21 protein-coding genes are annotated in these 24891 nt (G+C 39.6%); 12 read left to right on the plus strand and 9 right to left on the minus strand.

The genetic code is table 11. The features are described 5' to 3' along the window. The first annotated feature begins 177 nt into the window (after window positions 1-177). Complete coding sequence (locus tag CC99x_RS01255) at window positions 178-2082, plus strand: DUF294 nucleotidyltransferase-like domain-containing protein (protein WP_057623400.1); 1905 nt, start codon at window positions 178-180, stop codon at window positions 2080-2082. Here the strand turns inward: CC99x_RS01255 and CC99x_RS01260 are convergent. Beyond that, the gene (locus tag CC99x_RS01260) at window positions 2034-2780 is read right to left on the minus strand and encodes a polysaccharide deacetylase family protein (RefSeq protein WP_158003190.1); all 747 of its coding nucleotides are present in this window, start codon (window positions 2778-2780) and stop codon (window positions 2034-2036) included. The genes CC99x_RS01255 and CC99x_RS01260 overlap by 49 nt on opposite strands. Beyond that, complete coding sequence (locus CC99x_RS01265) at window positions 2777-3529, minus strand: glycosyltransferase family 2 protein (RefSeq protein WP_057623404.1); 753 nt, start codon at window positions 3527-3529, stop codon at window positions 2777-2779. Before CC99x_RS01265 ends, CC99x_RS01260 begins: the two co-directional genes overlap by 4 nt. Before the next feature lie 132 nt (window positions 3530-3661). On the opposite strand from CC99x_RS01265, the gene waaA reads away from it, so the two are divergent. Together waaA and CC99x_RS01275 are read left to right on the plus strand one after the other, a co-directional pair. Further along, a complete protein-coding gene (gene waaA, locus CC99x_RS01270) occupies window positions 3662-4960 on the plus strand; it encodes a lipid IV(A) 3-deoxy-D-manno-octulosonic acid transferase (protein WP_057623406.1) in 1299 nt (432 codons plus the stop codon). A 100-nt stretch (window positions 4961-5060) separates the two neighbouring features. After that, window positions 5061-5849, plus strand: coding sequence for a leucine-rich repeat domain-containing protein (locus CC99x_RS01275; RefSeq protein ID WP_057623408.1), 789 nt, complete (start codon window positions 5061-5063; stop codon window positions 5847-5849). Here the strand turns inward: CC99x_RS01275 and CC99x_RS01280 are convergent, their stop codons facing one another. From CC99x_RS01280 to CC99x_RS01290, 3 genes are all read right to left on the minus strand, one after another. Beyond that, window positions 5850-7967, minus strand: coding sequence for a protein kinase domain-containing protein (locus CC99x_RS01280; protein ID WP_057623410.1), 2118 nt, complete (start codon window positions 7965-7967; stop codon window positions 5850-5852). Window positions 7968-8175: 208 nt separating this feature from the next. Then, on the minus strand, window positions 8176-9474 hold the full coding sequence (locus CC99x_RS01285; RefSeq protein ID WP_057623412.1) for a TolC family outer membrane protein: 1299 nt from the start codon (window positions 9472-9474) through the stop codon (window positions 8176-8178). A gap of 10 nt (window positions 9475-9484) precedes the next feature. Next, window positions 9485-10144 (minus strand): protein-L-isoaspartate O-methyltransferase family protein, encoded by a 660-nt coding sequence (locus tag CC99x_RS01290; RefSeq protein ID WP_057623415.1) that lies wholly within the window; start codon window positions 10142-10144, stop codon window positions 9485-9487. Between the two features lie 165 nt (window positions 10145-10309). On the opposite strand from CC99x_RS01290, the gene CC99x_RS01295 reads away from it, so the two are divergent. From CC99x_RS01295 to parC, 4 genes are all read left to right on the plus strand, one after another. Then, the gene (locus tag CC99x_RS01295) at window positions 10310-10939 is read left to right on the plus strand and encodes an NUDIX domain-containing protein (RefSeq protein ID WP_057623417.1); all 630 of its coding nucleotides are present in this window, start codon (window positions 10310-10312) and stop codon (window positions 10937-10939) included. After that, the gene (locus CC99x_RS01300; RefSeq protein WP_057623419.1) at window positions 10932-11357 is read left to right on the plus strand and encodes a DUF1249 domain-containing protein; all 426 of its coding nucleotides are present in this window, start codon (window positions 10932-10934) and stop codon (window positions 11355-11357) included. Before CC99x_RS01295 ends, CC99x_RS01300 begins: the two co-directional genes overlap by 8 nt. 18 nt (window positions 11358-11375) lie before the next feature. Next, entirely contained in the window at window positions 11376-13271 is a 1896-nt protein-coding gene (parE, locus tag CC99x_RS01305) for a DNA topoisomerase IV subunit B (RefSeq protein ID WP_057623422.1), read from the plus strand. A 180-nt stretch (window positions 13272-13451) separates the two neighbouring features. Continuing rightward, a complete protein-coding gene (parC, locus tag CC99x_RS01310) occupies window positions 13452-15698 on the plus strand; it encodes a DNA topoisomerase IV subunit A (RefSeq protein WP_057623424.1) in 2247 nt (748 codons plus the stop codon). A 104-nt stretch (window positions 15699-15802) separates the two neighbouring features. On the opposite strand, the gene CC99x_RS01315 is transcribed toward parC, so the two are convergent. From CC99x_RS01315 to epmB, 3 genes are all read right to left on the minus strand, one after another. Continuing rightward, window positions 15803-16420, minus strand: coding sequence for a hypothetical protein (locus CC99x_RS01315; protein WP_057623425.1), 618 nt, complete (start codon window positions 16418-16420; stop codon window positions 15803-15805). 82 nt (window positions 16421-16502) lie between these two features. Then, window positions 16503-18161, minus strand: coding sequence for a cyclic-di-GMP receptor FimW-related protein (locus CC99x_RS01320; RefSeq protein WP_057623428.1), 1659 nt, complete (start codon window positions 18159-18161; stop codon window positions 16503-16505). 102 nt (window positions 18162-18263) lie between these two features. Continuing rightward, window positions 18264-19265: an EF-P beta-lysylation protein EpmB gene (epmB, locus tag CC99x_RS01325; protein ID WP_158003191.1), complete on the minus strand. Its 1002-nt coding sequence runs from the start codon at window positions 19263-19265 to the stop codon at window positions 18264-18266. Between the two features lie 66 nt (window positions 19266-19331). On the opposite strand from epmB, the gene efp reads away from it, so the two are divergent. Then, window positions 19332-19901: an elongation factor P gene (efp, locus tag CC99x_RS01330; RefSeq protein ID WP_057623430.1), complete on the plus strand. Its 570-nt coding sequence runs from the start codon at window positions 19332-19334 to the stop codon at window positions 19899-19901. A gap of 309 nt (window positions 19902-20210) precedes the next feature. Beyond that, window positions 20211-21161: an EF-P lysine aminoacylase EpmA gene (gene epmA, locus CC99x_RS01335; protein WP_057623432.1), complete on the plus strand. Its 951-nt coding sequence runs from the start codon at window positions 20211-20213 to the stop codon at window positions 21159-21161. Window positions 21162-21209: 48 nt separating this feature from the next. Here epmA and asd read toward each other — a convergent pair whose 3' ends face one another. Further along, on the minus strand, window positions 21210-22055 hold the full coding sequence (gene asd / locus CC99x_RS01340) for an archaetidylserine decarboxylase (protein WP_057623434.1): 846 nt from the start codon (window positions 22053-22055) through the stop codon (window positions 21210-21212). A 277-nt stretch (window positions 22056-22332) separates the two neighbouring features. On the opposite strand from asd, the gene orn reads away from it, so the two are divergent. The 3 genes from orn to tsaE are packed head-to-tail and all read left to right on the plus strand — an operon-like array spanning window position 22333 to window position 24884. Next, window positions 22333-22896, plus strand: a complete 564-nt coding sequence (orn, locus tag CC99x_RS01345; RefSeq protein WP_057623436.1) for an oligoribonuclease — start codon at window positions 22333-22335, stop codon at window positions 22894-22896. A gap of 6 nt (window positions 22897-22902) precedes the next feature. After that, the gene (locus CC99x_RS01350) at window positions 22903-24411 is read left to right on the plus strand and encodes a bifunctional ADP-dependent NAD(P)H-hydrate dehydratase/NAD(P)H-hydrate epimerase (protein ID WP_057623439.1); all 1509 of its coding nucleotides are present in this window, start codon (window positions 22903-22905) and stop codon (window positions 24409-24411) included. After that, window positions 24408-24884 carry a tRNA (adenosine(37)-N6)-threonylcarbamoyltransferase complex ATPase subunit type 1 TsaE gene (gene tsaE / locus CC99x_RS01355; RefSeq protein WP_057623440.1) on the plus strand — a complete coding sequence of 159 codons (477 nt, stop codon included), beginning with the start codon at window positions 24408-24410 and terminating at the stop codon, window positions 24882-24884. The genes CC99x_RS01350 and tsaE overlap by 4 nt, the downstream gene beginning before the upstream one ends. The last annotated feature ends 7 nt before the right edge of the window (window positions 24885-24891 follow it).

Consider the following 24891-nt stretch of genomic DNA (forward strand, 5'->3'; position numbering starts at 1 on the left):
AAAAAAACTATCTTGCGTATCAGCCCTTAATACAAATCTGAGTCTTTTGTCCCAGATAAGCGAGTGATTAATCACTTATATGGGATTTTATACCATCAATCTTACTTCATTAGGGGGAAATAAAATTTATAAGTAACATAGCAAACTCTTTTTGTTGTTATTTACTACGAGGTTTATATGTCTGGCAAAACTAAAAAGCAACCCGCAAATGGGTGGTGGCAAAACTTTACTCAAAAATTAGGTGCGGCTTTCGAAGGCTTGTGCACTTATATTCCCAATCCTTTAAAAAATTTGATTGGTTTAAAACAGGTACCTAAAGATAGAAAAGCGCTATCTGAATTTCGCACAAAATATTATGACAAAATCTGGGAAGAACATCAAAAATCAACGCCAGACTTTGTTGCACTGACTAAAAATATTTCTAATGATTTTAGAAGTCTTATTACAAAAATGATTGCAGAAGAAGTTACTCATTTAGGAAAAGCACCCTGCGAGTTTAGTTTGCTGGCTCTAGGCTCTTTAGCGAGAAAAGAATGTGGTCCTGTTACTGATTTAGAGATTGGGTTTTGCATTCAAGAAAAAACAATTGAAAGTTATGAATATTTTTACAAGCTTTCGCAACGTATTGCAGATAGACTCTTTCTTTTAGGGGAGCATCCAGATTTAGGTGAAAAAGGACTACGTTTAGATGAGGCTGATAATGCGCCGCCGTATCTGAAGTTTTTTGCTCGAAACGCAACGCCAGAGCAAACACAGCAATTATTGCAAGAAGCTATTGAAAATAGAGAGTTTGATAAAATTCCTTTTGCGGGAAGCAGAGCCTTTATTGGTACACCAGAAGATTTTGCAAATTATGCAAGAGAGGGATTTAAACAAGATAAAAAAGCACTCCGTCAGGAAAAAGATAAATTAATTGCACAGCATATTACGGGTAAGGGATTGTCTAGAGAAGAAGAGAATGCGCGTATGTTTTGGATTAATCAAATTGTGAGACCCTTTAGTGCGCGTGAAAATAGAATTGTACAAAGCTTTGGTACACAATTGGGGCGTAACATCACGCATGTCTATGGCAACAGGAAATTATATAATGCCTTCCTTGCAAAACGAGAGCGAGTATTGAGTGAGAAAAAAATCGGAGAACCGTTGACGCAACGTCAAATAATTGCGCGTAGTAAATTAATGAAAGAAGATATTGGTCAACATATTCGAAAAGGAACCAGTATTTTCTTAGAAGGCACATTGGGTAAAACGCTTGATATTAAGAGAGAGCTTTATCGCTTTGTTGAGCAATTTGTAACAAATTTGGGCTTTTACTACAAAACGCATAATCAAAATACTTTTGATGTTGTGAATGAATTGGTTGCTAGAAATATTTTGGATAGTGATTTTGGCGATCAATTAAAAGATTATATACAATTTTCTTTAGGTTTACGTTTAAAGAAACAAGCTATTTTGAAGCGACAAGGATTTGCTACTTATCTTTCTGAAGAGAAATTCTTAAAAGATAAAGAAGATTTAGAAGAGAAAATAGAAGGCTTGCAAAAATCTATAAAATACTTAACCTCAGCAGAAGCGAGCAATGATGCCATTGATGTTCAGCGTAGGCAGTTATTTAAGTTAGAGCATGATCTGGAACATATGATAGATATGCGCCCAGGTAATATCCTATCACCAGAAGATATTCAGAAGCTTGAGACAAAATATGCGCCGTTAGCCAAGATGATTTTTGATAAAGCACAAGCATGGGTGAAAGATCCAAATGCATTGAAGCCTAAAGAACAAGTTGTTGTGAAACCCCTTGAAAAAATTTCTACAGCTTCAAGGCCGCAAGATACATTAAAAAATACAGTATCACTCAATATGATTGAAAAACACAGCGTGCAAGAGATGGGCTTTAAGCTTTTTACACCTCAGTTGAACAAAGCAAGACGTGCTGCGCAGGTTGTAGCTGGCTTGACAAATTGCTCAGCAAGAAAAGCGAGGCATAATAAGCCAAAGCAAGCGGATACTAAGCATATTTCTCATCAAAGAAGCTATCTGCCACGCAAACGATTTAACCAATATTTCATATTGAGTTTATAGAAGAGTTGTGGCGTAAGCGGAAGTTTATGAGGCCAATGTTTTTCGGCATCGAGTCGATACAGTGGCCCTTTTTGCCAACCATGATTAAGCGCACTTCCAATACGGAAATCCCAAGCGTAGTGCTGTTTCACGAAATGATGTACAGTGCTATTAAAATCACCATAGGGATAAATGAAGCTATCAATGCTTTTCTGAAGTTGCTGCTCTAAGATTCTTTTAGAGCCTACGATTTCTTTATGGAGATCGCAGCTTTCTTCTGTAACATGAGGGTGAGATGCACTATGCGACGCAATAGTCACATAAGGCGAGTTGGACATTTCTCTTAATTCTTGCCAGGTACAAAAAGGCACTTTTTTATGCCAGATGCCATTTTCCATACCTTTGGGATAAGGCACGGATAGCCTTGTCTGTGCGCTTAGCGTTGTTTCTTCAACAATATAATCTGTGGATACACCTAAGAGCGCTCTTGCATTATATTTTTTTAAGAGTGGATAGGCATAAAAATAGAAATCACAATAGGCATCATCAAAGCTAAGGCAAATATTCATTTTTTGAGTAGATAGAGCGTCTCCAGGCATAGAAAAAGAGAAATTTTCTGATAAATACTGCAAATACTGCTCAAAAATATCTTTATCAAACTGCTGGCTGTTATCATGAACACGATGGAACATTAAAATAATAAGGTTAGCGTTCATCATTGGCTTGCATTTTTCCATAAATACATCAATTTAAGATATCGATAATAGGTACCTTGTGCATTAGAGAATGCAAGCATAAAACCCTCTTTGCCATCTAAAAAACCATATTTGATAATATAACCTCTGATAAATGCCCAACTTGCATGCGCAAGTGCTGTTGTAAAACCTGCCTTTTTACCAGATTCAAATTTATGGCGTGCGCTTTGGGTTGAGTAATCATTGAGCTTATGTAGTAAATGCTCAAGACTGTGAAAAGGGTGATGATGGATAGAATGCTTTAGTAGTCCGATCGAGCCATTAATCTGTGCATGACAATGAACAATATCTTCGGTGAATCTACCTTTGTCACGCCTAAATAATCGTAAATGCTTTTCATTACGCCAATCACCAAAACGAATCATCTTGCCACAATAACTGGATTGATAAGGGATTTCAAAGGCATCGAAAGAGGTATGCGTCAGTGTGGCTAAGATTTCCTGTTTTAGATTTTCGCTGACGCGCTCATCTGCATCTAAGCACAATATCCAGTCTCCTGTTGCTTTTTGCAAGGCTCTATTTTTCTGTGGGCCATCGCCTGGCCAGTCTGTAACGGTGATGTGTGGCGTATAAGCAGAAGCAATAGCAACGGTATCGTCGGTGCTGCCGGAATCAAAAATAATAATTTCATCAGCAAATTGTACAGAGGCTAAGCAGGCCTGGATATTATGGGCTTCATTTTTGGTTACGATAATGACACTGAGTCGCGACATGAAAATACAAACTCGCTGATAAAACGTCTAATTTAAATATGCTTTTCTATTCGGGTCAAGCACGATATGGCTTTAGCCCAGATTTTTAGAAGAGAAACGGGTACAATAAGCCATCTTTTACGAGGAGGGCGCATGGCTTGGCATTGCTTTCGTTGGTTGTATAGCTTGCTTATAACGCTGTTACTACCATTTATTTTTCTGCGGTTATGGCTTAGAGGCTTTAGCTTGCCTGCCTATCGCTTGCGTTGGGCAGAGCGCTTGGGCTTTGTGCCTTTTCCACCAATGGATAATTTAATTTGGGTACATGCTGTTTCTGTTGGCGAAGTGATTTCGGCTATCCCATTAATTAAAGGTTTATTGTTAAAACATCCCACGGCCTCTCTTTTGGTAACCACAACCACACCCACTGGCTCTGAACGTGTGCAAGTTGCTTTTAAAGATATTCTGGGTAAGAGAATTTATCATTGTTATTTACCCTATGATTTCCCTTTTGCGTTCCATAACTTTTTTTCTCGGCTCAAAACAAAACTGTTGATTGTTATGGAAACAGAGCTTTGGCCGAATCTATTACACAATTGTTATCGCAGAAATATTCCGGTTGTCATTATCAATGGGCGCTTATCACCAGTCTCTGTGAAGCGATATCGCTGGCTAGGCGCCATGATGAAAGAAATGTCGCGTCCGATTCAGCAAGTCGCAGCGCAAAGTGAAATGGACAAGGAGCGCTTTATTTCTCTAGGATTCGATGCACATAAAGTAAGTAATACGGGTAATATCAAATTTGATTTTGAATTACCTGCTTATTTACCACAAGAAGGTGAAAAATTAAGGCAGCTATTAGGGCAAGAGCGATTTGTGTGGATTGCGGCAAGCACACATGAAGGTGAAGAGAGCGCTGTATTAAAAGTATATCAATCCCTAAAAACACAATTTTCAAACTTATTACTTTTTTTAGTGCCGCGTCATCCAGATCGTTTTGAAAAGGTTGCAAGTCTTTGTGAAGACGCAGGCCTTCGCATCAAACGTCGTAGTAAAAAACAAATGCCGGAGCGCGATACGGATGTGTATTTAGGTGACACCATGGGTGAATTGCCCTTGTTTTATGCAGCTAGCGATCTTGCCTTTGTGGGGGGAAGTTTGCAGCCCATTGGTGGTCATAATTTACTTGAACCTGCGGCATTGGGTTTGCCCGTATTATCGGGGCCTCATTTATTTAATTTTGTTGAGATCAGTCAAAAATTAGTGACTGCGGGTGGCACTGTTGTTGTGCAGGATGCTTTGGCCTTAGAGCAGCAATTAAAGATCTTGATTGCAGATACACATAAAAGGCAATTATTAGGCCAAAATGCTAAAGAAGTTGTGCAAAATAATAAAGGTGCTTTAGAAAAAGTATTAACATTATTGAAACAAAAAATTGAAGCTGTGAAATAGGTAGTAAACAAACTTGATGTTTTGCTTTGGCGCGGTATAATGCTCAGGTTCTAAAATTTAAAATCTCTGCTTTAAAGCGTGTATGTAGCTGGAGTTGTTGATGCGTATATATGAAATAAGTGATTTTGCGATTGATGAAATTGAGCAAGGGCGCTTTGCCGCCTTGAAAGCTGAGCTTGATACATATCAGGGCCTTTCTTTAGCAGGGGTTTCGATTACAGAAGAAAACATTGGTTTATATTGCCAAGCCTTAAGCGCATTAGCGCCTCATTCACTTCGCTTTTTGGATATCAGCCGTTGCGCTTTAAGTGATGCCTTATTAGCACAACTATTACCTGTCATCCATTCATTGGAGATATCAAAGCTTAAAGTATCTTCTAATCCTTTAACAATGACGGGATATCAACAATTACTAAGCCCTATCAGCAGTGTAACGCACCTTGTGTTAAGTCATTGTGCTTTAAATGACAGTCATGCTTTGTTGCTTGTGCCAGCCATCGTTGCTTGCACAAGATTAAAGACTTTAGATTTACGCAACAATCATTTAAGTGATAATAGCTTTAACTTATTGGCAGAACAGCTTCCTGCTTTGACACTTTCTAGTTTGCGTTTAAAAGATAATCTACCGACAATCGATTGCGTATATCGTTTTGCAGAAAAATTAGTGCAGTCTGCTGCGCATACAGGATTAGCGTCTATTGATTTGTTAGAAATAAGAGACGATAACAAGATGCGCGCATTGTGTGATCGTTTTGTGAGCGAAAAGCTGGCACCCATGCGTGCATTGGTGCATGCTCTCAAGCATTTTTCACTCAGTGCGACGGTTGCAACAAGCTCATCATCTGATATGTCATCTGCGCCAACACACCGAAGACGATTTAGTCAGTAATTATTTGCCGAGCGTTGGTTTTTGGACGGCATCTTTTTTTTCTTCCTCTTGGAACTGCACTGTTTTAGGAGAGGACGTTGTTGAGTCGCTTGCATGTTTGATAAAGCTTGGAAACATTGTTGTTGAAGATCGGCGACTTAAGCTTGAAGCATGTTCTGCACTGGGATCGCTGCGTTCAATGCGTTGAGACATTCTTCGGCTTGGTGGTGGTTCATGTACTGCGCGTTTTGGAGGGGCATCGATATCTTGAGCAATGTTTGCTTTTGATGAGGGAGATTCTCCCCGTCGAATCTCGGGTGCTGCGAAACTAACTGCTTTAGCGCTACTTAAGCCCTCTAGGCTTAATGAAGGCATAGATGGGCGTTGTTGTTGTGGTTCTGCCACAGAAGAAGAGGCAACCGTTACGTCTTCTGCTTTGCGTACCACGGCCTCAGGCAGTTTCAGGCTTGCATGCATTTGAGCAAATATTTGAGAGAGTTGAGGAGGAAGAGAGAGACCTTTTTGATCTAAATCTGCTTGAATTGCCCCAATATTGTTTGAAATAACTTGTAACACTTTTGAATCTTGCAGTAGTCCTGCTTCATAGACGTGTGCGTAACGTGTTGTTAACATCTCTATTTTGTCGTGTAAATTGAGCTTCGTTAAAAATTTGGTGTTTTGTTGCATGAATTGCTCTGTTTGAAGCAATAGCATTTTGGGTTCTGACTTTAAATCATTGATTAAGCTGAGCAAAGCTTCTTTTTCCGCAACATTTTTTCTATCCGATAAGTCATTCACCTTTTTTTCCAGCGTTTGTAAAATTGCAAAGAGTTGTCTGTCATTTGCTGAATTATCGCCCATTAAATCTCGTTGTCTGGTTGTTGTTACAAGATGGTTAAGTGCTTCAGACAAGCCTCTATGTGATTGTATGAAATCACGATTATTTTCTAATATCAATTGCGCATTGTTCATAGCAATAGAAAACCTAAGATGGCTTAAAAGTTTTGCTTTTTCAGTCTCTGTAATGCCTAGTTCGGCAGCTGTACTTTTATTTAAGAAGCCAATAGTACATTTTTTGATAGCAATAGACGCATCCAGTAATGTGCCTCTTTTATTGGGATCTGCTTGCAGAATGTTGTTTACAACAGCAGCAAATAGAACTTTGCTGACAGCATCTTCACCGGGGGCCATCAATGCTTTACGAAGTGCTTCCTGCGTTTTTTCTTCTGCTTCAATATTTGAATCGCCAGCGGTTATTAACGCGTCTTTAAAAGCCATGGCATTGAAATCAGAGAATACCTCTGCTAGAACCAAACCGGCGGCAAAACTATCTGATTTTGCGCTAAAGGCTCTTGTTGCAAAGGCTGCAAGCTCAGGTGCTGCATATAGCATATTGGATAGATCTGGGCTTGGGATATGAAGCGCGTCAAAATTGTCTGGGATGGGACCTTGTACATGTAGATTTTCCCCGTAGTCGATAATAGAAAGTTTTCGTGTTGCTGAATTCCAAAAAATATTATCGGGTTTAATATCCCTATGCAAAATGCCATTTTGATGAAAGTCGCTGTGCAATGAATCTATAAACTCCATACCGATAAAAAACTTTGTTAGCATATCAAGATGCTGTTTTTCCATTGTGCCCGCATCATTTTCACGATAAAGCATCTGCTCAAGGGTTTGTCCTTGAACCAATGTCATAACGGTTAGTGCTGCATAATTATATTCGGGCATAACTGTGCTCGGGCCTGAGGCGCCTGCTTGAAGTTTGCCAAGTCTTCGGAGTGATTCTCTTTCTATATCTACAATTTTTGCTTTATCTTCTCCTAATGCACGTGGGATATTGCTAAATTTAATGGCAACTGCTTCACCCGTTTCTAAACTAATACCTTGATAAACAGAGCCAAAGCCACCTTTTCCAAGTCCTGCTGCGATCAGGAAAGGCTTGCCATTCACCAGTACAAATTCTTGATTTTCGGGGTCAGAACCTTTGAATTGGCGACTGAGTGGGGTACTGAGCGCAATGCGATAAAAGCTGCCATCTGCGGGAGGATTGCTTGCCTGTATCTGACGAATATCGTCTTCGCTGATTCCCTGTGCTTGTAATACACCAATATTTTGGGGGCTTAAAGGAATAGGCATAGCGGACTCAATGATAAATGAATAGACATATAAATAGCCTAGCACGCAAAAAAAATTAGTTAAATAACAAATTAATGTGGTGCTTTTTTAATGTAGATTAATCAATGTCTTAAAATATGTGCTTAGATGAGTTTGCAAGGAAAAGAGAGTATAAATGTGCAGGCGACAAATTGTGTTGATACACGTATTATCGCCTGAAAAATAAGGACTATTTATTGATAATGATTTGGTTTACTTGGAACAAATCATCTTGTGTTAAGTTGCCGGCAGCACGTTTTAAACGTAAGCCTTCTAGCAAATAATTGTAGCGCGATACAGAATGATCTCTGACTGCTGAGAGCAAATCAGATTCAGCATTGAGCACGTCTACAATGGTTCGCGTACCCACTTCATAGGCAGCTTGTGTTGCATTGAGCGCACTTTGATTGGATTTTACTGCCTCATTTAAAGCATTTACTTCCGAAATACGCGTTAAAACACCTCTAAAGGATTGACGTGTTTGGCTGTCTGCTGCGCGTTGTGTTGCTTCTAATTTCATTTGTGCTTCATCATAACGTGCGCTTGCTTCTTTGGTGCGAAAATATGCGCCACCGCCTTCAAACAGCGGAATGCTTACATTCAAGCTGATGGAACGGCTTAGATTTGTATTATCGAAGGGAGGTGTGCTTTTATTACGTTGCACAGAAGCTGTCGTATCCACTTTGGGGAAATGCCCAGCTGCTTGAATACCGATAACAGCCTTAAGTTGCTTGCTATTTTCGTGTGCGGCAACAACATTAAGATTTTGTACATGGGCTGTTGTGACCCATGCTTCTTGATCATTGGGTTGAGGCGCCTGTAAATCCAATGCTTGTGTACGTGGGTAAGTCACAATATCTTCTACGGGGATTTTTATAATTTCTCTTAGTTTTTCATATTCATTTGCAACTGTGTTTTCAGCCGATATTTCTCTTGCTGCGGCACTATCATGTCTTGCTTTTGCTTCGTGGACATCGGTAATAGGAATAAGGCCGACTTCAAAACGTTGTTGAGTTTGCTCTAATTGTCTTGCAAACGCTTTACGTTGACCTCTGGCAAAGAGCAAATCATCTTGCGCACCTAAAATAGCAAAATAGCGCTCAGAGACACGAATGACCAAATCTTGAATACTTGCCAAGTAAAGTGCATAAGCTTGTTTTTGAATATGATGTGCTTGAGAAACTTGTCCCCATTGCTCTGGATGGAAAATAGGTTGTGTTAAGGTGAGTCCATAGTTACGTGTATTGTAGTGATTGGACGATACTAAGGCATTATTGTTGCCTGTGGTTGTATAGCCACCGGATAAATTAGGTAACATAACAGCAATTGCTTTGGGTAGTGCTTGTTGATTTGCGCGTAGCGCATCTGCTTGCGCTTTGAGTGTAGGATCATTATCTAAGGCTAAAAGATAAATTTGTTCTAAATCGAACGTTGCTTGTGCTTGTAGACAAAGGCACATTGAAATAGCAAAAAGAAAATGTTTAAGCATAATAAAAACCTTAAAATACAAATTTCTCAGGTTGTGCGGCATGTAAGAGTGTTGGTACTGCTGTCTCAAACAAAGAGCGCGTGACAAAATTGTTTTGGTTACGCTCAATCAAGACGGCTTGTATTGCAGGCGCTTGACCACAAAAAGCAAAGAGTCGTCCACCTTTTTCATTCAGTTGTTGGCACAGTGTGTCAGGAACGCCGAGTGGCAGAGCGCCGGTGATAAAAATAGCGTCATAGGGCGCCTGAGGTTCATAGCCTTCTAAGCCATTGCCTTGCTTTAATAAAACATGTTCCATTTCTCGATTGCCAGATAATTTTCTTTGCGCAACAGTTAAGAGTGTTTCAAAAATTTCAATGCTAATGACTTGGGCTGCGAGTCTACCTAAACAGGCAGTGATGTAGCCTGTGCCTGTACCGATTTCCAAAACAGTATCAGAGGCTTGGATATTAAGTGCTTGCAAGGCACGTCCAACAATTTTAGGCGCAAGCATGGTTTGAGCTTCCGACAAGGGAATATCCGTATCGCAATAAGCTAAATTTGCATATTGGGGAGGAACAAAAGTTTCCCTAGCAATTTCTTGCATTACATTTAATACACGTGCATTTGTCACGAACCAAGGACGCACTTGTTGTTCTATCATGTTGTGTCTGGCTTGCTGGAAGTCCATCTTCTAACCTAATAATAATTTGTATGAAGTCGACGCTGAATAAGCAGGCATCCTATCATAATTTGCTTCCATAGCAGAGTAGTTTTAATTATGGTACTGGCTATGGCGACGAGGTCTCAAAAATAAGTTTGAGGTCTAATGAATTACTTTAAAGGTGAATCAAATATGAGCAAGTTACCTTGGAAACCAGCGTTTACGCCCGCAGATGTTGATATACAAGAAAGCAAGTTGGTTTACGATGGGCATTATCAGGTGTATGAGTTGCACTTAAAACATAAGGGCTTCAACCGGCAATGGGGACCTCTTGTTGTCAGAGAGCAGATTGATAGATTTGATGCGGCGTGTGTTATTTTATTTGATCCTCAAAATGATCACATTGTAATGGTTGAGCAAATTCGCATTGGTTTAATTAACCGCGCAGATAAGCCAAGTCCATGGATTTTGGAGATCGTTGCAGGACTGATAGATCAAGATGAAACGCCTGAGCAGACTGCCGTACGTGAAGCACATGAGGAAGCAGGTTGTGAGGTCATAAAGCTTATCCCCATTTGCACTTTTTACAATACACCCGGTGGTTTTACTGAATTATCACACGTTTATTGTGGCTTAATTAAACCCATTCAACATCCCTTGATCAACGAGCCTGAAGAAGATGAAGATTTGAAAATCCATGTTTTCACATGGTCTCAAGTTAAAAAGCTAAGAGATAACGCTTGGATAACCAGCGCCTCTACTCAGATCGCAGTGCAATGGTTGGAAAAAAATCGTGAGGATTTAATCGCTACTTATGGCTAGTTTGCAGCGTGCGCAAGGTTATGAGCGATATTTTTGGGAATGTAATCAGAATTACCATTTAATGTCTAAGCTGTTACCGCTCGCCTTTGAAGTGGGGACACATTTATCGCTGGGATGTATGCAAAATGGTAAATTAAAGGCTTACGTCTTGCAAAGACATGCATTTACAGATATTTTCTGTTTGCAGTCTAGCCTTATAAGTCATCTGTCTTGGTTAAAAAACTATGTTATTGAACTAAGGCTGTATCATGATGTCTCTTCGGCTGAAATCACAGGTTTTCAAGTGCATTCGGAGTGCTTGGTAGATGGATGCGCGGTTGATTTTAAGCGTTGCATTGATCTCAACCAAAAATGGCAATTAAATTTGTTTCTCTTTGAAACATTAATGTATTTTACAAATCAAAAAGCTAAAAAATAATTTTACAGTGAGCAGACAATGGCAAAACGAGCCTATACCGCTGAATCAATTGAAGTATTATCTGGATTAGATCCGGTCAAAAAAAGACCAGGAATGTATACGGATATCTCCAGACCCAATCACTTAGCGCAAGAAGTAATAGACAACAGTGTGGACGAAGCATTGGCTGGGTTTGCAAATGAAATTACTGTTACTTTGCATGCAGATGGTTCTCTATCTGTGCAGGATAATGGTCGAGGCATGCCTGTAGATAAACATCGTCAAGAAAAGATGACGGGTGTTGAATTGATATTAACGCGCTTACATGCTGGGGCTAAATTCTCAGATAAAGATTATCATTTCTCAGGTGGTTTGCATGGTGTGGGTGTATCGGTTGTAAATGCCTTATCCTCTTTATTAGAAGTGCAAATAAAGAGAGAGGGTAAAATTCATCACATCACTTTTAAAGATGGCCATAAAGCCTCAGATCTAAAAGTCATTGGAAGCTGTAAAGCTAAAGAAACTGGGACACGTGTGCAGTTTTGGCCAAATGAGCAATATTTTGACACTGTAAAGTTCTTAGCTTCTAAATTGGAGCATATTTTAAAAGCAAAAGCCGTGCTATGCGCGGGTTTAACGATACATTTTATACAAGAAGAAACCGCTTCTCATCAAACCTGGCATTATGCAGATGGTATGGAAGCCTACTTAGAAGAAGCTTGCCAGCATGAAAATAGAATGCCAGCTTCTCCCTTTACAGGCACCTTTAAAAGCGAAGAAGAAGAGGCTATGTGGGCGGTGTTATGGATGCCTCCTGGTAGTAATATCGAAGGTGTTACAGAAAGCTATGTCAATTTAATTCCGACAGCTTTAGGCGGCACGCACGTAAATGGATTACGCATGGGATTATTAGATGCGATGCGTGATTTTTGTGAAAAGCGAAATTTATTGCCTAGAGGCTTGAAATTAGCACCAGAAGATATTTGGGATAATTGCTATTACGTGTTATCAGTCAAAATGCGTGATCCACAATTTGCAGGGCAAACCAAAGAGCGTTTGGCCTCACGCCAGTCTAGTGCCTTTGTTCAGGGCGTTGTGAAAGATGCTTTTAGTTTGTGGTTGCACCAACACGTCAGTGAAGGTGAACAATTAGCACAAATGGTGATTAATATTGCAAGCGCGCGCGTGCAAAAAGGTAAAACAGTTATTCGAAAGAAAATCACACAAGGGCCTCAGTTACCAGGGAAATTGGCAGATTGTTTGGCTTCTGATATCTCTCGTTCAGAATTGTTTTTAGTAGAAGGGGACTCTGCGGGTGGTTCAGCAAAGCAAGCACGTGATCGTTCCTTCCAGGCGATTATGCCTTTGCGTGGTAAAATCTTAAATACCTGGGAAGTCACTTCTTCTCAAGTCTTAGCTTCTCAAGAAGTACATGATATTGCATTAGCCATTGGTTTAGGGCCTGGTGAAGAAGATCTCAGCAAGCTACGCTATGGTAAGATTTGTATTTTGGCAGATGCGGATTCAGATGGTTTACACATCGCAACCTTATTATGCGCTTTATTTTTGAAACACTTCCCCAAATTAGTAGAAGCTGGCCATATCTATGTTGCTATGCCACCCTTGTTTAGAATTGACATCGGCAAACAAGTTTTTTACGCCTTGGATGAAAGTGAAAAGCAAGGAATACTTGACCGTATCAGTGCAGAAAAACTAAAAGGCAAGATTAACATACAGCGCTTCAAAGGCTTAGGCGAAATGAATCCGATGCAATTGCGCGAAACAACCATTGATCCCAATACAAGAAGACTATTGCAATTATCATTACCCAATGCAGTAGAGGCAACACAACAGTTTGATATGTTATTAGCTAAAAAGCGTGCTGGGGATAGGCGGGTATGGTTAGAAGAGAAAGGGGATCTCGCCGAAATTTAGTTGTCGTAGGATTTGTTCTTTAGGGGGTGTTGCTTTGTCTCTCGCAATCCTCATTTACTTATTTGTAAACTCCGGGTGCTCGAAACAAAGCGCCTACCCTAAAAAGCAACTTCTACGACTGCCTGTATTCTTCTATTTTTCGATAAAAAAATTAAATGAGAAATTAAATAAAGGTAAAAAATGGCAAAGCAAAGACCGCCAGTCATTGAAAATATTGAACAACAAGCAATTAATTTGTTTTCTGAAAAAGCATATTTAGATTATTCCATGTATGTAATCATGGATAGAGCATTGCCGCATATTGGTGATGGTTTGAAGCCTGTGCAACGTCGAATTGTTTATGCGATGTCAGAATTGGGCTTAAATGCGAATCAGAAATTTAAAAAATCTGCGCGTACCGTGGGTGATGTGTTGGGTAAGTATCATCCGCATGGTGATTCAGCTTGCTATGAAGCAATGGTACTGATGGCACAAACCTTTTCTTATCGTTATCCCTTAATTGAAGGGCAAGGAAACTGGGGTTCTCCTGATGATCCTAAATCATTCGCAGCAATGCGATATACGGAAGCGCGTCTTTCTAAGTATGCAGATGTGTTGTTGGGTGAACTTGAACAAGGGACAGTAGACTGGAATCCAAATTTTGATGGCAGTTTAGATGAACCCAAGATCTTGCCCGCACGTCTTCCTAATTTATTGCTAAATGGTACTACGGGTATTGCTGTAGGTATGGCCACAGATTTTGTGCCACATAATCTGACAGAAGTTGCGAATGCTTGTATTGGGCTATTAGAAAATCCAGATATGTCATTTAATGACTTGATGAAGATTATGCCAGGCCCTGATTTTCCAACAGAAGCAGAGATCATTACGCCAAAAGCTGAAATCAAAGAAATATATCAGACCGGGCAAGGCTCCATTAAAGTTCGCGCTAAAATAAAATATGAAAAAACAGGCGATATTGTTATCACTGCCTTACCACATCAAGTATCGGGCGCAAAAGTATTAGAGCAAATTGCGGCACAAATGCAGGCTAAAAAATTACCCATGATTGCTGATTTACGTGATGAATCCGATCACGAAAATCCGTGCCGTTTAGTGATTGTTCCAAGATCTAATCGTTTTGATCAAGAAGCTTTGGTTTCTCATTTATTTGCCTCTACCGACCTGGAAAGAAATATTCGCGTTAATATGAATGTGATTGGCTTAAATGGTAAACCACAAGTAAAAGACATGTTGAGCTTTTTGCGAGAATGGTTGACATTTAGGACACAAGTTGTTGTTAAGCGACTTGAATATCGCTTAGAAAAAGTAAAAGCTCGATTACATATTTTAGATGGGTTATTAATTGCCTTCTTAAATTTAGATGAAGTCATTAAAATTATTCGTACAGAAGACAAGCCCAAGCAAGAGTTGATGAAACGATTTAAACTTTCTGAAATTCAAGCCGAAGCTATTCTTGAGATTAAATTACGACAATTGGCGCGTTTAGAAGAACAAAAAATAAAAGGTGAACAAAAAGAGCTGGCACAAGAACAGGATATGTTGCAAAAAACTTTACAATCTAAACAACGTTTGCAAACTTTGATCAAAAAAGAATTACAAGCGGATATTGATGCCTATGGCGATAAGCGCCGTTCACCTATTGTTGTTAGGGAACAAGCAAAAATATTAGATGTCGTAGAACGTCTTCCTTCTGAGCCAGTAACCATTATTCTTTCACAAAAGGGTTGGATTCGTTCTGCAAAAGGCCATGAAGTATTAGGGCAAGATCTTAGCTATAAAGCAGGAGATGAGTTCTTAATGCAGCTCAAAGCCAAAAGTAATTCAATGATTTATTTCTTGGATACAACGGGGCGTAGTTACTGCTTGATGGCGCATCAATTCCCATCTGCGCGCGGTTTTGGCGAACCTCTAACAACCAAAATAAAGCCACCCACAGGTGCTCTTTTCTCTGGTATGCTTTCTGGTATTGATACCGATCTTGTCTTTTTGATTTCAAATGCGGGCAATGGCTTTATTAGCAAAATAGCCGATTTAGAAACCAAAAACAAAAGTGGTAAGGCTTTACTCAAAGCAGAACCTGCCACAGCATTAAAGCCATTGTTAATTCCTGATATTAGCATGCGTGTTGCAATTCTAACCTCTGCTGGAAAATTAGCCGTGCTTGATTTGGTGGATATTGCACAGATGAGCAAAGGTAAGGGCAGTAAAATTATTAATATTACCGCTCAGAAATTTGCTGATGGCACAGAGCAAGTGATTGATCATATGATTTTTTCTCGTGGTGAAAGCATTCAGATTAAGACTAAAAATAAGAAATTAAAGCTAAGTCCTCGAGAGTTGGATCATTATTTGATTGAGCGTGGTAAATCAGGGGTTGCTTTACCCAAAGGATATCAAACAGCGACAGGGTTTGATGTCGCTTGAGATAGTTCTACTAATGAACGAAGTGAGATTTTCTTCCCTTGACGTCAAGGGAAGAGACTTGCTTAGAGAGTCGATGGATTGTTTAGAAAAAATAATGTTACAGGCTACAGTCGGTTTTTCTTATTGTCAGGCGCAGGTTCTGGTGCATCAATGACTTTATCTGCAATTTTTGTTGATTGAATCTTAAGCTCTCGCATTTGATCGAGAGAGTTTTCAGTTTTATCAAGTCCCAAGAAACCCATATAATTTCTTAATTCATCTTCGCCATCAGGATTCATGCCCAGTAATTCATATTTTTGTCGCAAGGATAAGCTGAGATCAGGATCGCTTAGATCAGTCCGGGTTGTAATGCCCTTCATTGCCAATATTTGGTTTAAGTGTGCTTCCAGTTGTGGACTTCCACCTCGTAATTCAGCATGAATCATGCTTTCTGTGCTGTTAGGATTAGGCGTTGTTTGCATTTGCTTGAGTGCAGATAATGCACCACCGGCTTGTTGAGCCAACATATTGCCGATAATTGCTCGAAACTCTGGATTATCTGCTTTCTCTTTTCCATACTGTTGTTCTAAGAACTGATAAAATTTTTGATCAGTCTGATGCAGATCAAAATTAGGGTGAAAGTGAGGGGAGCGAGAGTTGAGCGCATCACTGGCCTCTACTGTGTCAACCTGATTGTTTTTTGCTGTACGTTCAACAGCACTTAGTTCTTCTTCAGCTGCCATAATATTTTCCTTCTGCACTCATAGTCTAATAATAACCTATAAAACTAACAAAGTCATTGTTAGAGAGTGTATATAAACCTGATTAGTTGTTTGTTGAGCTTTGATTTATTTCATTATTTATCTTGGGAATCAATGACTGTTCTAAAAAATCAATTTCCCAAAAAGCATAGCAAGGAGATAGACCTAGATTTAAATTCAGCTGACAAGGATAGAGTGTATCCTCACTTTTTAACTGAAGCTGATCAGCTGCTTTAAATCTGAGAGTAGGAGTAATCAGCACTTGAGTATTGTATGGACTGTTTGCATCAGGTGTAATAAACAATGCGTCTAGCGAGCTCTGATCTCGAATGAGAATTTCAACAGCTGTAGCTTTACGCGATAAAACTTCAACACCAAAGAGTATATAATCAAAATCAGTGATTTGTACCCAGCGGATGATGGCGATTTGCCATGTTGATGCATGATTTTCGTTTTGCTCTAAAATACCCACAAGCTCACCGACTTGTAATTGTCCTGCTTTATTTTGTGCCCATTTTATGCAATAACCACTATCACTTTTATCCACCATAGAGCAGTTTAGTAAAGTGGGTGTTTCTTTAAAATTTTCAGCTAAGCTTTGAGGTAAAGGAAATGCATCTAAATTAATTTCTTCAACGCTGATCTCGTCAGGCATATTGAGTTGCGAGCTATTGGCGGTTTCGATAAAAGAGTGAATAGCATGTAAACCAACAGCCACGGTGAGTGCGCCTGGCATACGAACTCTCACTTCCTGGCGTTGACTAAAATTTTGCCAAATATGCAGCAATACGTCCAGCGTCGTTTTTGAGAGTGATAATTCTTGTGCAGTAAAGATAATATTATTTGTATGGGCGGATGCATTTTCTTTATAGTCTATGAGAAACTCAAGGCGTTCTACAATTTTATCTAATTCAATATAGCAAGGGGCTGAGCCTTCGCTTGCATCCAATGCGCAGTAATGTGGTGGGGCATCTTTTTCTAAATCAATTTTAAACAAATGGTTTTTTGACTGTTTATTAAAAGAAAGTTTTAAAAGTGGCGCCCAATTTTCTAAGGCATAATATAGCTTTATAAGATCTTGTCGATGATAGCGTAAGGGATTGGTAAGCGATAGCAAGACTAAATGCTTATAAAGATTAGAAATATTTTTGAAAATACTTTGATAAGTGTTTTTCTCTGTAGATTCATCATAATGCGCTTCTTGTGCACGAGCGATAGAATACAGTCTATGCGTTTCAAGCCAAATATAACTGGGGGGGTGACGATAAATTTCAAAAGATAAAAAAATGATTCGACAGCTTTGCTGAATGGATGCATGCACAACTTCCATGAGTGTTTCTTTCTTAGAAAGATTGGTATTTAAGTCTTCTAGTATTAGTTTATATTCGTTAAAAACCTCTAAGTGCAAACTGAGAATGATGCGATGCATTTCGATAATTTTTTTATTAAAAATAGGGTTTTTTCTGTATAATTTTAAAATAGATTCACAGAGAAAATTAACCGTTGGTTGTATAATCTCTAGCATTTCAAGCCGCTCAAGAGGAGCAACATGGCTGTTATGTAATACGATTAGAATTTCATGGCAGGACTTAATACTTTCTTTTAGATGATTAAGTGGCAAACGGGTGCGCCATTCCCTGACGTCTTGGACACTCAAAATATTATATGTGTTATCAACACGTGATGGAATAATCAGTCCTAATTTACCTTTCTCGTATTTCATAGTACACCATTAATATAAACAGTCATTGGCGCTTGCTTGCCTATGCGTTTTAGGCCTTTTTTGATATATCGGCGGTAAATGAGAAAAGGTTATATTTTTTATTTAAAGTGGAACTTTAGCCGGCTCGCCAGGTACTTCTTTTACAAATTTAGGCACTAAATAACCAGGTAAATGATGGCGCAATGATTGTTCAAGTGCAAATGCTTGTGTTTTATCCACCGCAAAATGTCCAGTGCCTTGAACAGCATCTAATAAGTGAACATAGTAAGGTAAAATGCCATGTGCAAACAGTTGCCAGCTCAGATCAATCAAGGTTTGTGCTTTATCGTTTACGTCTTTTAAGAGCACGCTTTGATTTAAAACAGGGATTTGTGCTTGCTGTAATAAGCTTACACCGGCTTTGATTGTTGCACATAATTCTTGTGCATGATTGACATGATAAATCATAATTTTTTTAAAGCGTGATTGATTTAACATATTCACAAAATGAGGGGTGACGCGTTCTGGAATGATAATAGGGAAGCGCGTATGGAAGCGAATAATTTTAATATGTTGTACATCTTCTAGATATGCTAAAAACTCACCAATACGCTCATCCGGCAGCATTAAGGGATCGCCACCGCTTAATACAATTTCTTGGATACCAGGATCAGCTTGTAAGTATGCTTTAATAGCAGGCCACGTTTTCGTGCTGACTCGATTTGCTTCATAGGGAAAGTAGCGTCTAAAACAATAGCGACAATGAACAGGACAAGATTGGGTCAGGGTGAGTAAGATACGGCTTTTGAATTTATGTAAAACGCCAGGGATGGGATTAACGGCCTTTTCTTGTAATGGATCTTCTGTGTAGTTATGAGTTGGCAAACTCTCTTCTTTTGAGGATAACACTTGACGTAGCAAAGGATCTTGTGGGTTCGCCTTTTGCATTTTTGCCGCAAAACTCATACTGACACGCAAAGGAAAGTGCTTGTCTATTTGCCAATCCAATTGTGAAGGCTGTAACTCTAGAAATTGCAGCAATGCAGTGGGGCAGGTAATCAGCTGCTTTACAGCCTCTTGCCATGTGTTCGGCTGTTCTGTTAGAGGGGATTGCGTTATACTCACGGAAATTTTTATCTCACAATAGTCAGAATCCCAATCTTAACAAGTTTTTAGGGGGCGAGCGAGCAAATGGCAACATACAGTACTAATGAATTCAAAAGTGGCATGAAAATCATGTTAGAAGGTGATCCCTATAGCATCTTGGAAAATGAGTTTGTAAAACCTGGTAAAGGGCAAGCTTTCAACCGTGTTAGATTGCGCAACTTAAAGAATGGTCGTGTTTTAGAGAAGACTTTTAAATCCGGTGATACCGTTGAAGCAGCTGATGTGGTAGACGTGGATATGCAATATTTGTATTTCGATGGTGAGCGTTGGCATTTTATGCAACAAGAAAGCTATGAGCAATATGAAGTCGATGAAAAAGTAACAGCAGATAGTGCGAAGTGGCTCAAAGAACAAGATATGTGTGTGGTTACACTTTGGAATGGTATACCTTTAGCTGTGGCACCACCTAATTTTGTTCATTTAACCGTGACAGAAACCGATCCTGGCGTACGAGGTGACACCTCTGGTGGTGGTGGCAAACCCGCAACCTTAGAAACAGGGGCCGTTGTACGTGTACCTTTATTTATTCAAATTGGTGATTGCCTTAAAGTGGATACGAGAACAGGTGAGTACGTTTCTCGTTCTAAAGAATAGTCACTCTTCACCTAAACATCCACTGCTGTTAATGCTCTTCCTTTGCAGCAAACGTTTGATATTTAGTTTAAGCTTGGAACTTGCTCGTACCTTCTCCTGTTGACGGGAGAAGGTGGCGCGAAGCGACGGATGAGGGTAGATAAAGAGTAGTTCACACGCTACATTTAATTTAACCCTCACTCGCCCTTCAAAATTGGTAGAGGGGAAAATATTCGCTACGCGAACAAATAAAAATTCTAATATATCTTTATTAGTTATATTTTCGGTTACGTTCTTACCTTTTATTTATAACTTATACATGAAAACCACATGACAGAAAAAATAACCTGGCAATCTGCCGCTACCAATACTGCACTTAAGCAAAGAGCACAATTTTTAAGAGATATCCGAGGCTTTTTTGAATCTCGCAATGTCTGTGAGGTGGACACACCCGTATTGATGCAAGGCGTGAATACAGATCCCTTTATTGATGCTTTTAATGTAGCAGATAGATATTTGCAAACCTCTCCAGAGTTTGCAATGAAGCGTTTGCTTGCCCAAGGAATAGGATCTATTTATTACTTAGGCAAAGCTTTTCGTAATGAAGAAATGGGACGCTATCATAATCCTGAATTTACGATGTTAGAATGGTATAGGCCAGGTTGGGATCATCAAGCGTTGATTGAAGAAGTAAATGCGCTCTTTATGCAACTTCTAGATACACCTAAGGCACAGATCCGATCCTATGCACAATTGTTTGAAAGCATAGAGGTCAATCCACATCAGGCAGATGTAGCAACTTTAAAAGAAGCGGCGTTGCGTTTGCAACTTGCAGAAGTGCCTTTTTCTGATTTAGATCGAAATGGTTGGTTAGATTGGTTATTTTCGCAAGCAATTGAGCCTACGATGGATCCTGATGAACTGTTAATTGTGACTGATTTTCCAGTACATTGTGCACAACTAGCAAAATTGATTCCACATCCTATTCACGACAAAGTAGCAGCGCGCTTTGAAGTTTTTTACAAAGGTATGGAATTAGCAAATGGCTATTTTGAGTTAAGCGATCCCAATGAACAACGCAAGCGTTTTGTCGAAGACAATCAGAAACGTCATGCGCATCAGTTGTCTATGATGCCGGTTGATGAAAAATTACTGGCTGCATTATCTGTGGGTATTGGGGATGTCAGTGGTGTTGCAGTAGGGGTGGATAGATTGCTTATGATTAAATTAGGTGCTAGCCACATCAAAGAAGTTCTACCATTTTACTGGGAATATTCTTAAAAACTGTCTCAAAAATAGTAATTTTCTGTTTTGAGACAGCTTCTATGATTAGAAAGTAGCGATAGATTCACCCATCAGAATGCTTTGGTTATTTTTAAGTGTTTCAAGTGATTTGATATGCTTTTCAAATAATACAATCGCAGTACTGCCCATAGCAAAATGTCCTACTTCTTGGCCACGCGCGATTTTGACTGCATTTGGTTTATAGTCGACTTCTTTCATTTGCCCATCGTTTCCGGGGGCTACTTTGCCCATCCAACTGGTATGTATATTTCCAACCAGCATTGCGCCGACCAAGATCACTACGAATTTTCCACACTCACCTTCAAAAAAAGCAACAACACGTTCATTGCGCGCAAAAATATGCTCCACATGCTCAGCGGTTGATTGATTGACTGAAAATAAACGCCCAGGAATGTAGCGCATTTTTAATAAATTGCCTGTGCAAGGCATGTGCACACGGTGATAATTATAGGGCGCTAGATAAAAGCAATAATAATGACCATTGCTAAAGGTTTGCGATAAATCATCTTTACGCCCAAGGAGTGATGACAGTACATAAGCGTGATTTTTGGCACGTAATAAGGTGTCTTCTTCGATGCGTCCAAATTGATACAATGTAGAGTCCGCTGGCGAGATTAAATGTTGTGGATTTTCTGAGATAGGTCTAGCATCTTCTTTTAGTTTTCGTGTGAAAAAATCATTAAAGGATTTGTAAGCATAGGGATCTTCAATCTGAGCTTCAGACATATCAACATGGTATCGACTTAAAAAATAGCGAATTAAATGGTTCTTAAGCTTTGGCCGTTTTGAATTTGCAAGTAAGCCTGCAAAGCGAGATAAGCCATGCTGAGGGACCAAATACTGACGCCAGACATCATACGGAACGCTCACAGATATAACCCTTATTTTTGAAGTTAACCAACCCATTTTGTTGGCATAGCCCAATCTTATACCATATTTTTATAAAGTTTAAGTATCGTGCTTGCTAGATGCTTGGCTTTGCTGTTTCAGACTACATTTTTAATTTAAAGATATTGCTGAGGCTGAGGTAAAATAGACAATGGATATTAATAACAAGCTAGAAAACTGATTATTATCATCGCAAATGTATCTTAGTTGCAAAAGACACAATGTCGAGAGAGATAAGATTATTGAATTGAGAGGAAAGATGGAAAGTAAAAGCCAACGCTTTATTTGGGTCGATTTAGAAATGACAGGGCTCGATCCACAAGTTGATCATATTTTAGAGATGGCAACGATCATTACAGATGGTAATTTAGATCTTGTTGCAGAAGGCCCGAATATTGCTATTTATCAGCCAGAAACTGTTTTAAGCAAAATGGGTGAATGGTGTACAAATCAACATACAAAATCTGGACTTGTTGCTAGAGTGAAAGAAAGCAAAATATCTTTACAAGATGCACAACGCTTAACGCTTGATTTCATTAAGCAGCATGTTGGCGAAAGAATGTCTCCCATGTGTGGTAACACGATTTATCAAGATAGAAGATTTTTGTATCAATGGATGCCAGAGTTGGAAGCCTATTTCCATTATCGTAATTTAGATGTAAGCACGATCAAAGAATTAGCCAAAATATGGGCACCAACCGTACATAAAGGTATTGTGAAAACGGGTACGCACCTTGCTTTGGAAGATATAAAAGAATCTATCGCAGAACTTAAGTTTTACCGTGATAATTTCTTTAAACTAGAGATTGAAACCACAGGATAGTGATACATGGAAAGCCTTCCAACATCGCTTTATACGGCACAAGCCGTGAGAGAAATTGATCATGTGGCAATTGCGCACGAGAAAATATCTGCTTATACCTTGATGAGCCGTGCAGGACAAACAGCGTTTGAGATTTTTAAGAAGCGTTGGCCCATGGCTCAGAAAATCCTTGTATGTTGTGGTTCGGGCAACAATGGGGGAGATGGCTTTGTTTTTGCACGAATTGCCCAAGCGGCTGGTTTAAGCATCACTGTGTATGATGTAAAGCCAATTGATATGCAGCGCTTAAGTGTAGAAGCGCGACAAGCAAGAGAGGCATGGTTAAGCAGTGGACACGCTGTATCTCCTTTTAATGAGATTGATTTTTTAGAAGTTGATGTTGTTATTGATGCTATTTTAGGTACTGGCTTGCAAAATGAATTGGATGAGGCTTATGTTCGCGCAATTACCATAGTCAATCAAGCCAAAGCACAGCAAGGGATCGGGGTTTTTGCTTTAGATGTGCCTAGTGGTTTAAATGCTGATACGGGCACAATATCGACCGTTGCCATCAAAGCAGATGTTACTTTGACCTTTATCGGTCTTAAAATAGGTCTATTCTGTGCAGATGCTTATGATTGGGTAGGACAGTTATATTTCGATGATTTGGGTGTGGATGCCTCTGTCTATCGTATTGTGCGACCACGTGCACACCGATTTGATTATGAAACAATACAAGAGAAGTTACCTTTAAAAAAGTTAACACAACACAAAGGACAAAATGGCCATGTGTTGGTTATCGGGGGGGGAGAGATCCATTATAGTGGCGCTGCTTGTTTGTGCGCTGAAGCCGCTTATCGCAGTGGCGCTGGTCTTGTATCCGTTGTTGTGTCGCCAGAAGCATTGCCACTTATGGCAAGAGCGGCACCTGAGTTAATGATTTATCCTTTAGTGAAATTCTCAGAATTAGAAACGCTTATTGAGAAAGCAGATGTGATTGTGATAGGGCCTGGTTTGGGACAAAATAAGTGGTCAAAACGTGTCTTCTCTCTTGTGAAAACAGTGCATCATAAACCACTCATTGTAGATGCGGATGCCTTAAATTTATTGGCTTGCGATCCTATGCATAACCCTCATTGGATTTTAACACCTCATCCCGGTGAGGCAAGTCGTTTACTCAATCATTCAATTACTGATGTACAATCCGAGCGCAGCAGTGCAATAGAAGCACTCCAGCAAAAATTGGGTGGGGTTATTGTCTTAAAAGGCGCTGGCACACTCATTAAAAGTGCAGATAGGCCACCTTTTTTATATAGCGAAGCATTGCCCGTATTAGCAACGGCGGGTACAGGAGATGTTTTGGCGGGTATCATTGCTGGGCTGCGAGCCCAAGGTCTCTCTTCTTTAGAGGCCAGTCAATGTGGGGTTGCTGTGCACGGACAAGCTGCCAAGCAAGAGCAAGTATTAGGCGATAGAGGGATGATGGCCAGTGATTTATTTTTGCATATCCGATCATTATTAAGTATTTGTTCATGATAAATTTTGTGCAACGAGAATATATCTTAAAAGAGGAGGCAAATGTTTTAGCATTGGCTAAAATGCTGGTGCTTGCCTTACAAGAAAAGAATATAAATTCACTGGTGATCTTTCTCAAAGGAGATTTAGGTGCAGGTAAAACGACATTTACACGAGGCTTTTTGAATGGGCTTGCCTTTAATGGCACAGTAAAATCACCAACCTATACCTTAGTCGAACCTTATGAGCTTCAAGGCCAGCAACTCTATCACATGGATCTCTATAGACTTCAAGATGAGGTGGCATTGGAAGAAATGGGAATTGCAGAATATTTCCAAGAGGAAGCGTACTTTTTAATTGAATGGCCGCTCGAAAACAGCCGTATTTTGCCACAACCAGATTGGGTTATTTGCTTTCACATGATGGCAAAGGGTAGAAAATTGAACATACAAGCGATGAGTGAGAAAGGTAATGTTGCTTTACAGAATATATAGCACTAAG

The organism is Candidatus Berkiella cookevillensis (genome assembly GCF_001431315.2).
GTDB classification, from domain to species: Bacteria; Pseudomonadota; Gammaproteobacteria; order Berkiellales; family Berkiellaceae; genus Berkiella_A; species Berkiella_A cookevillensis.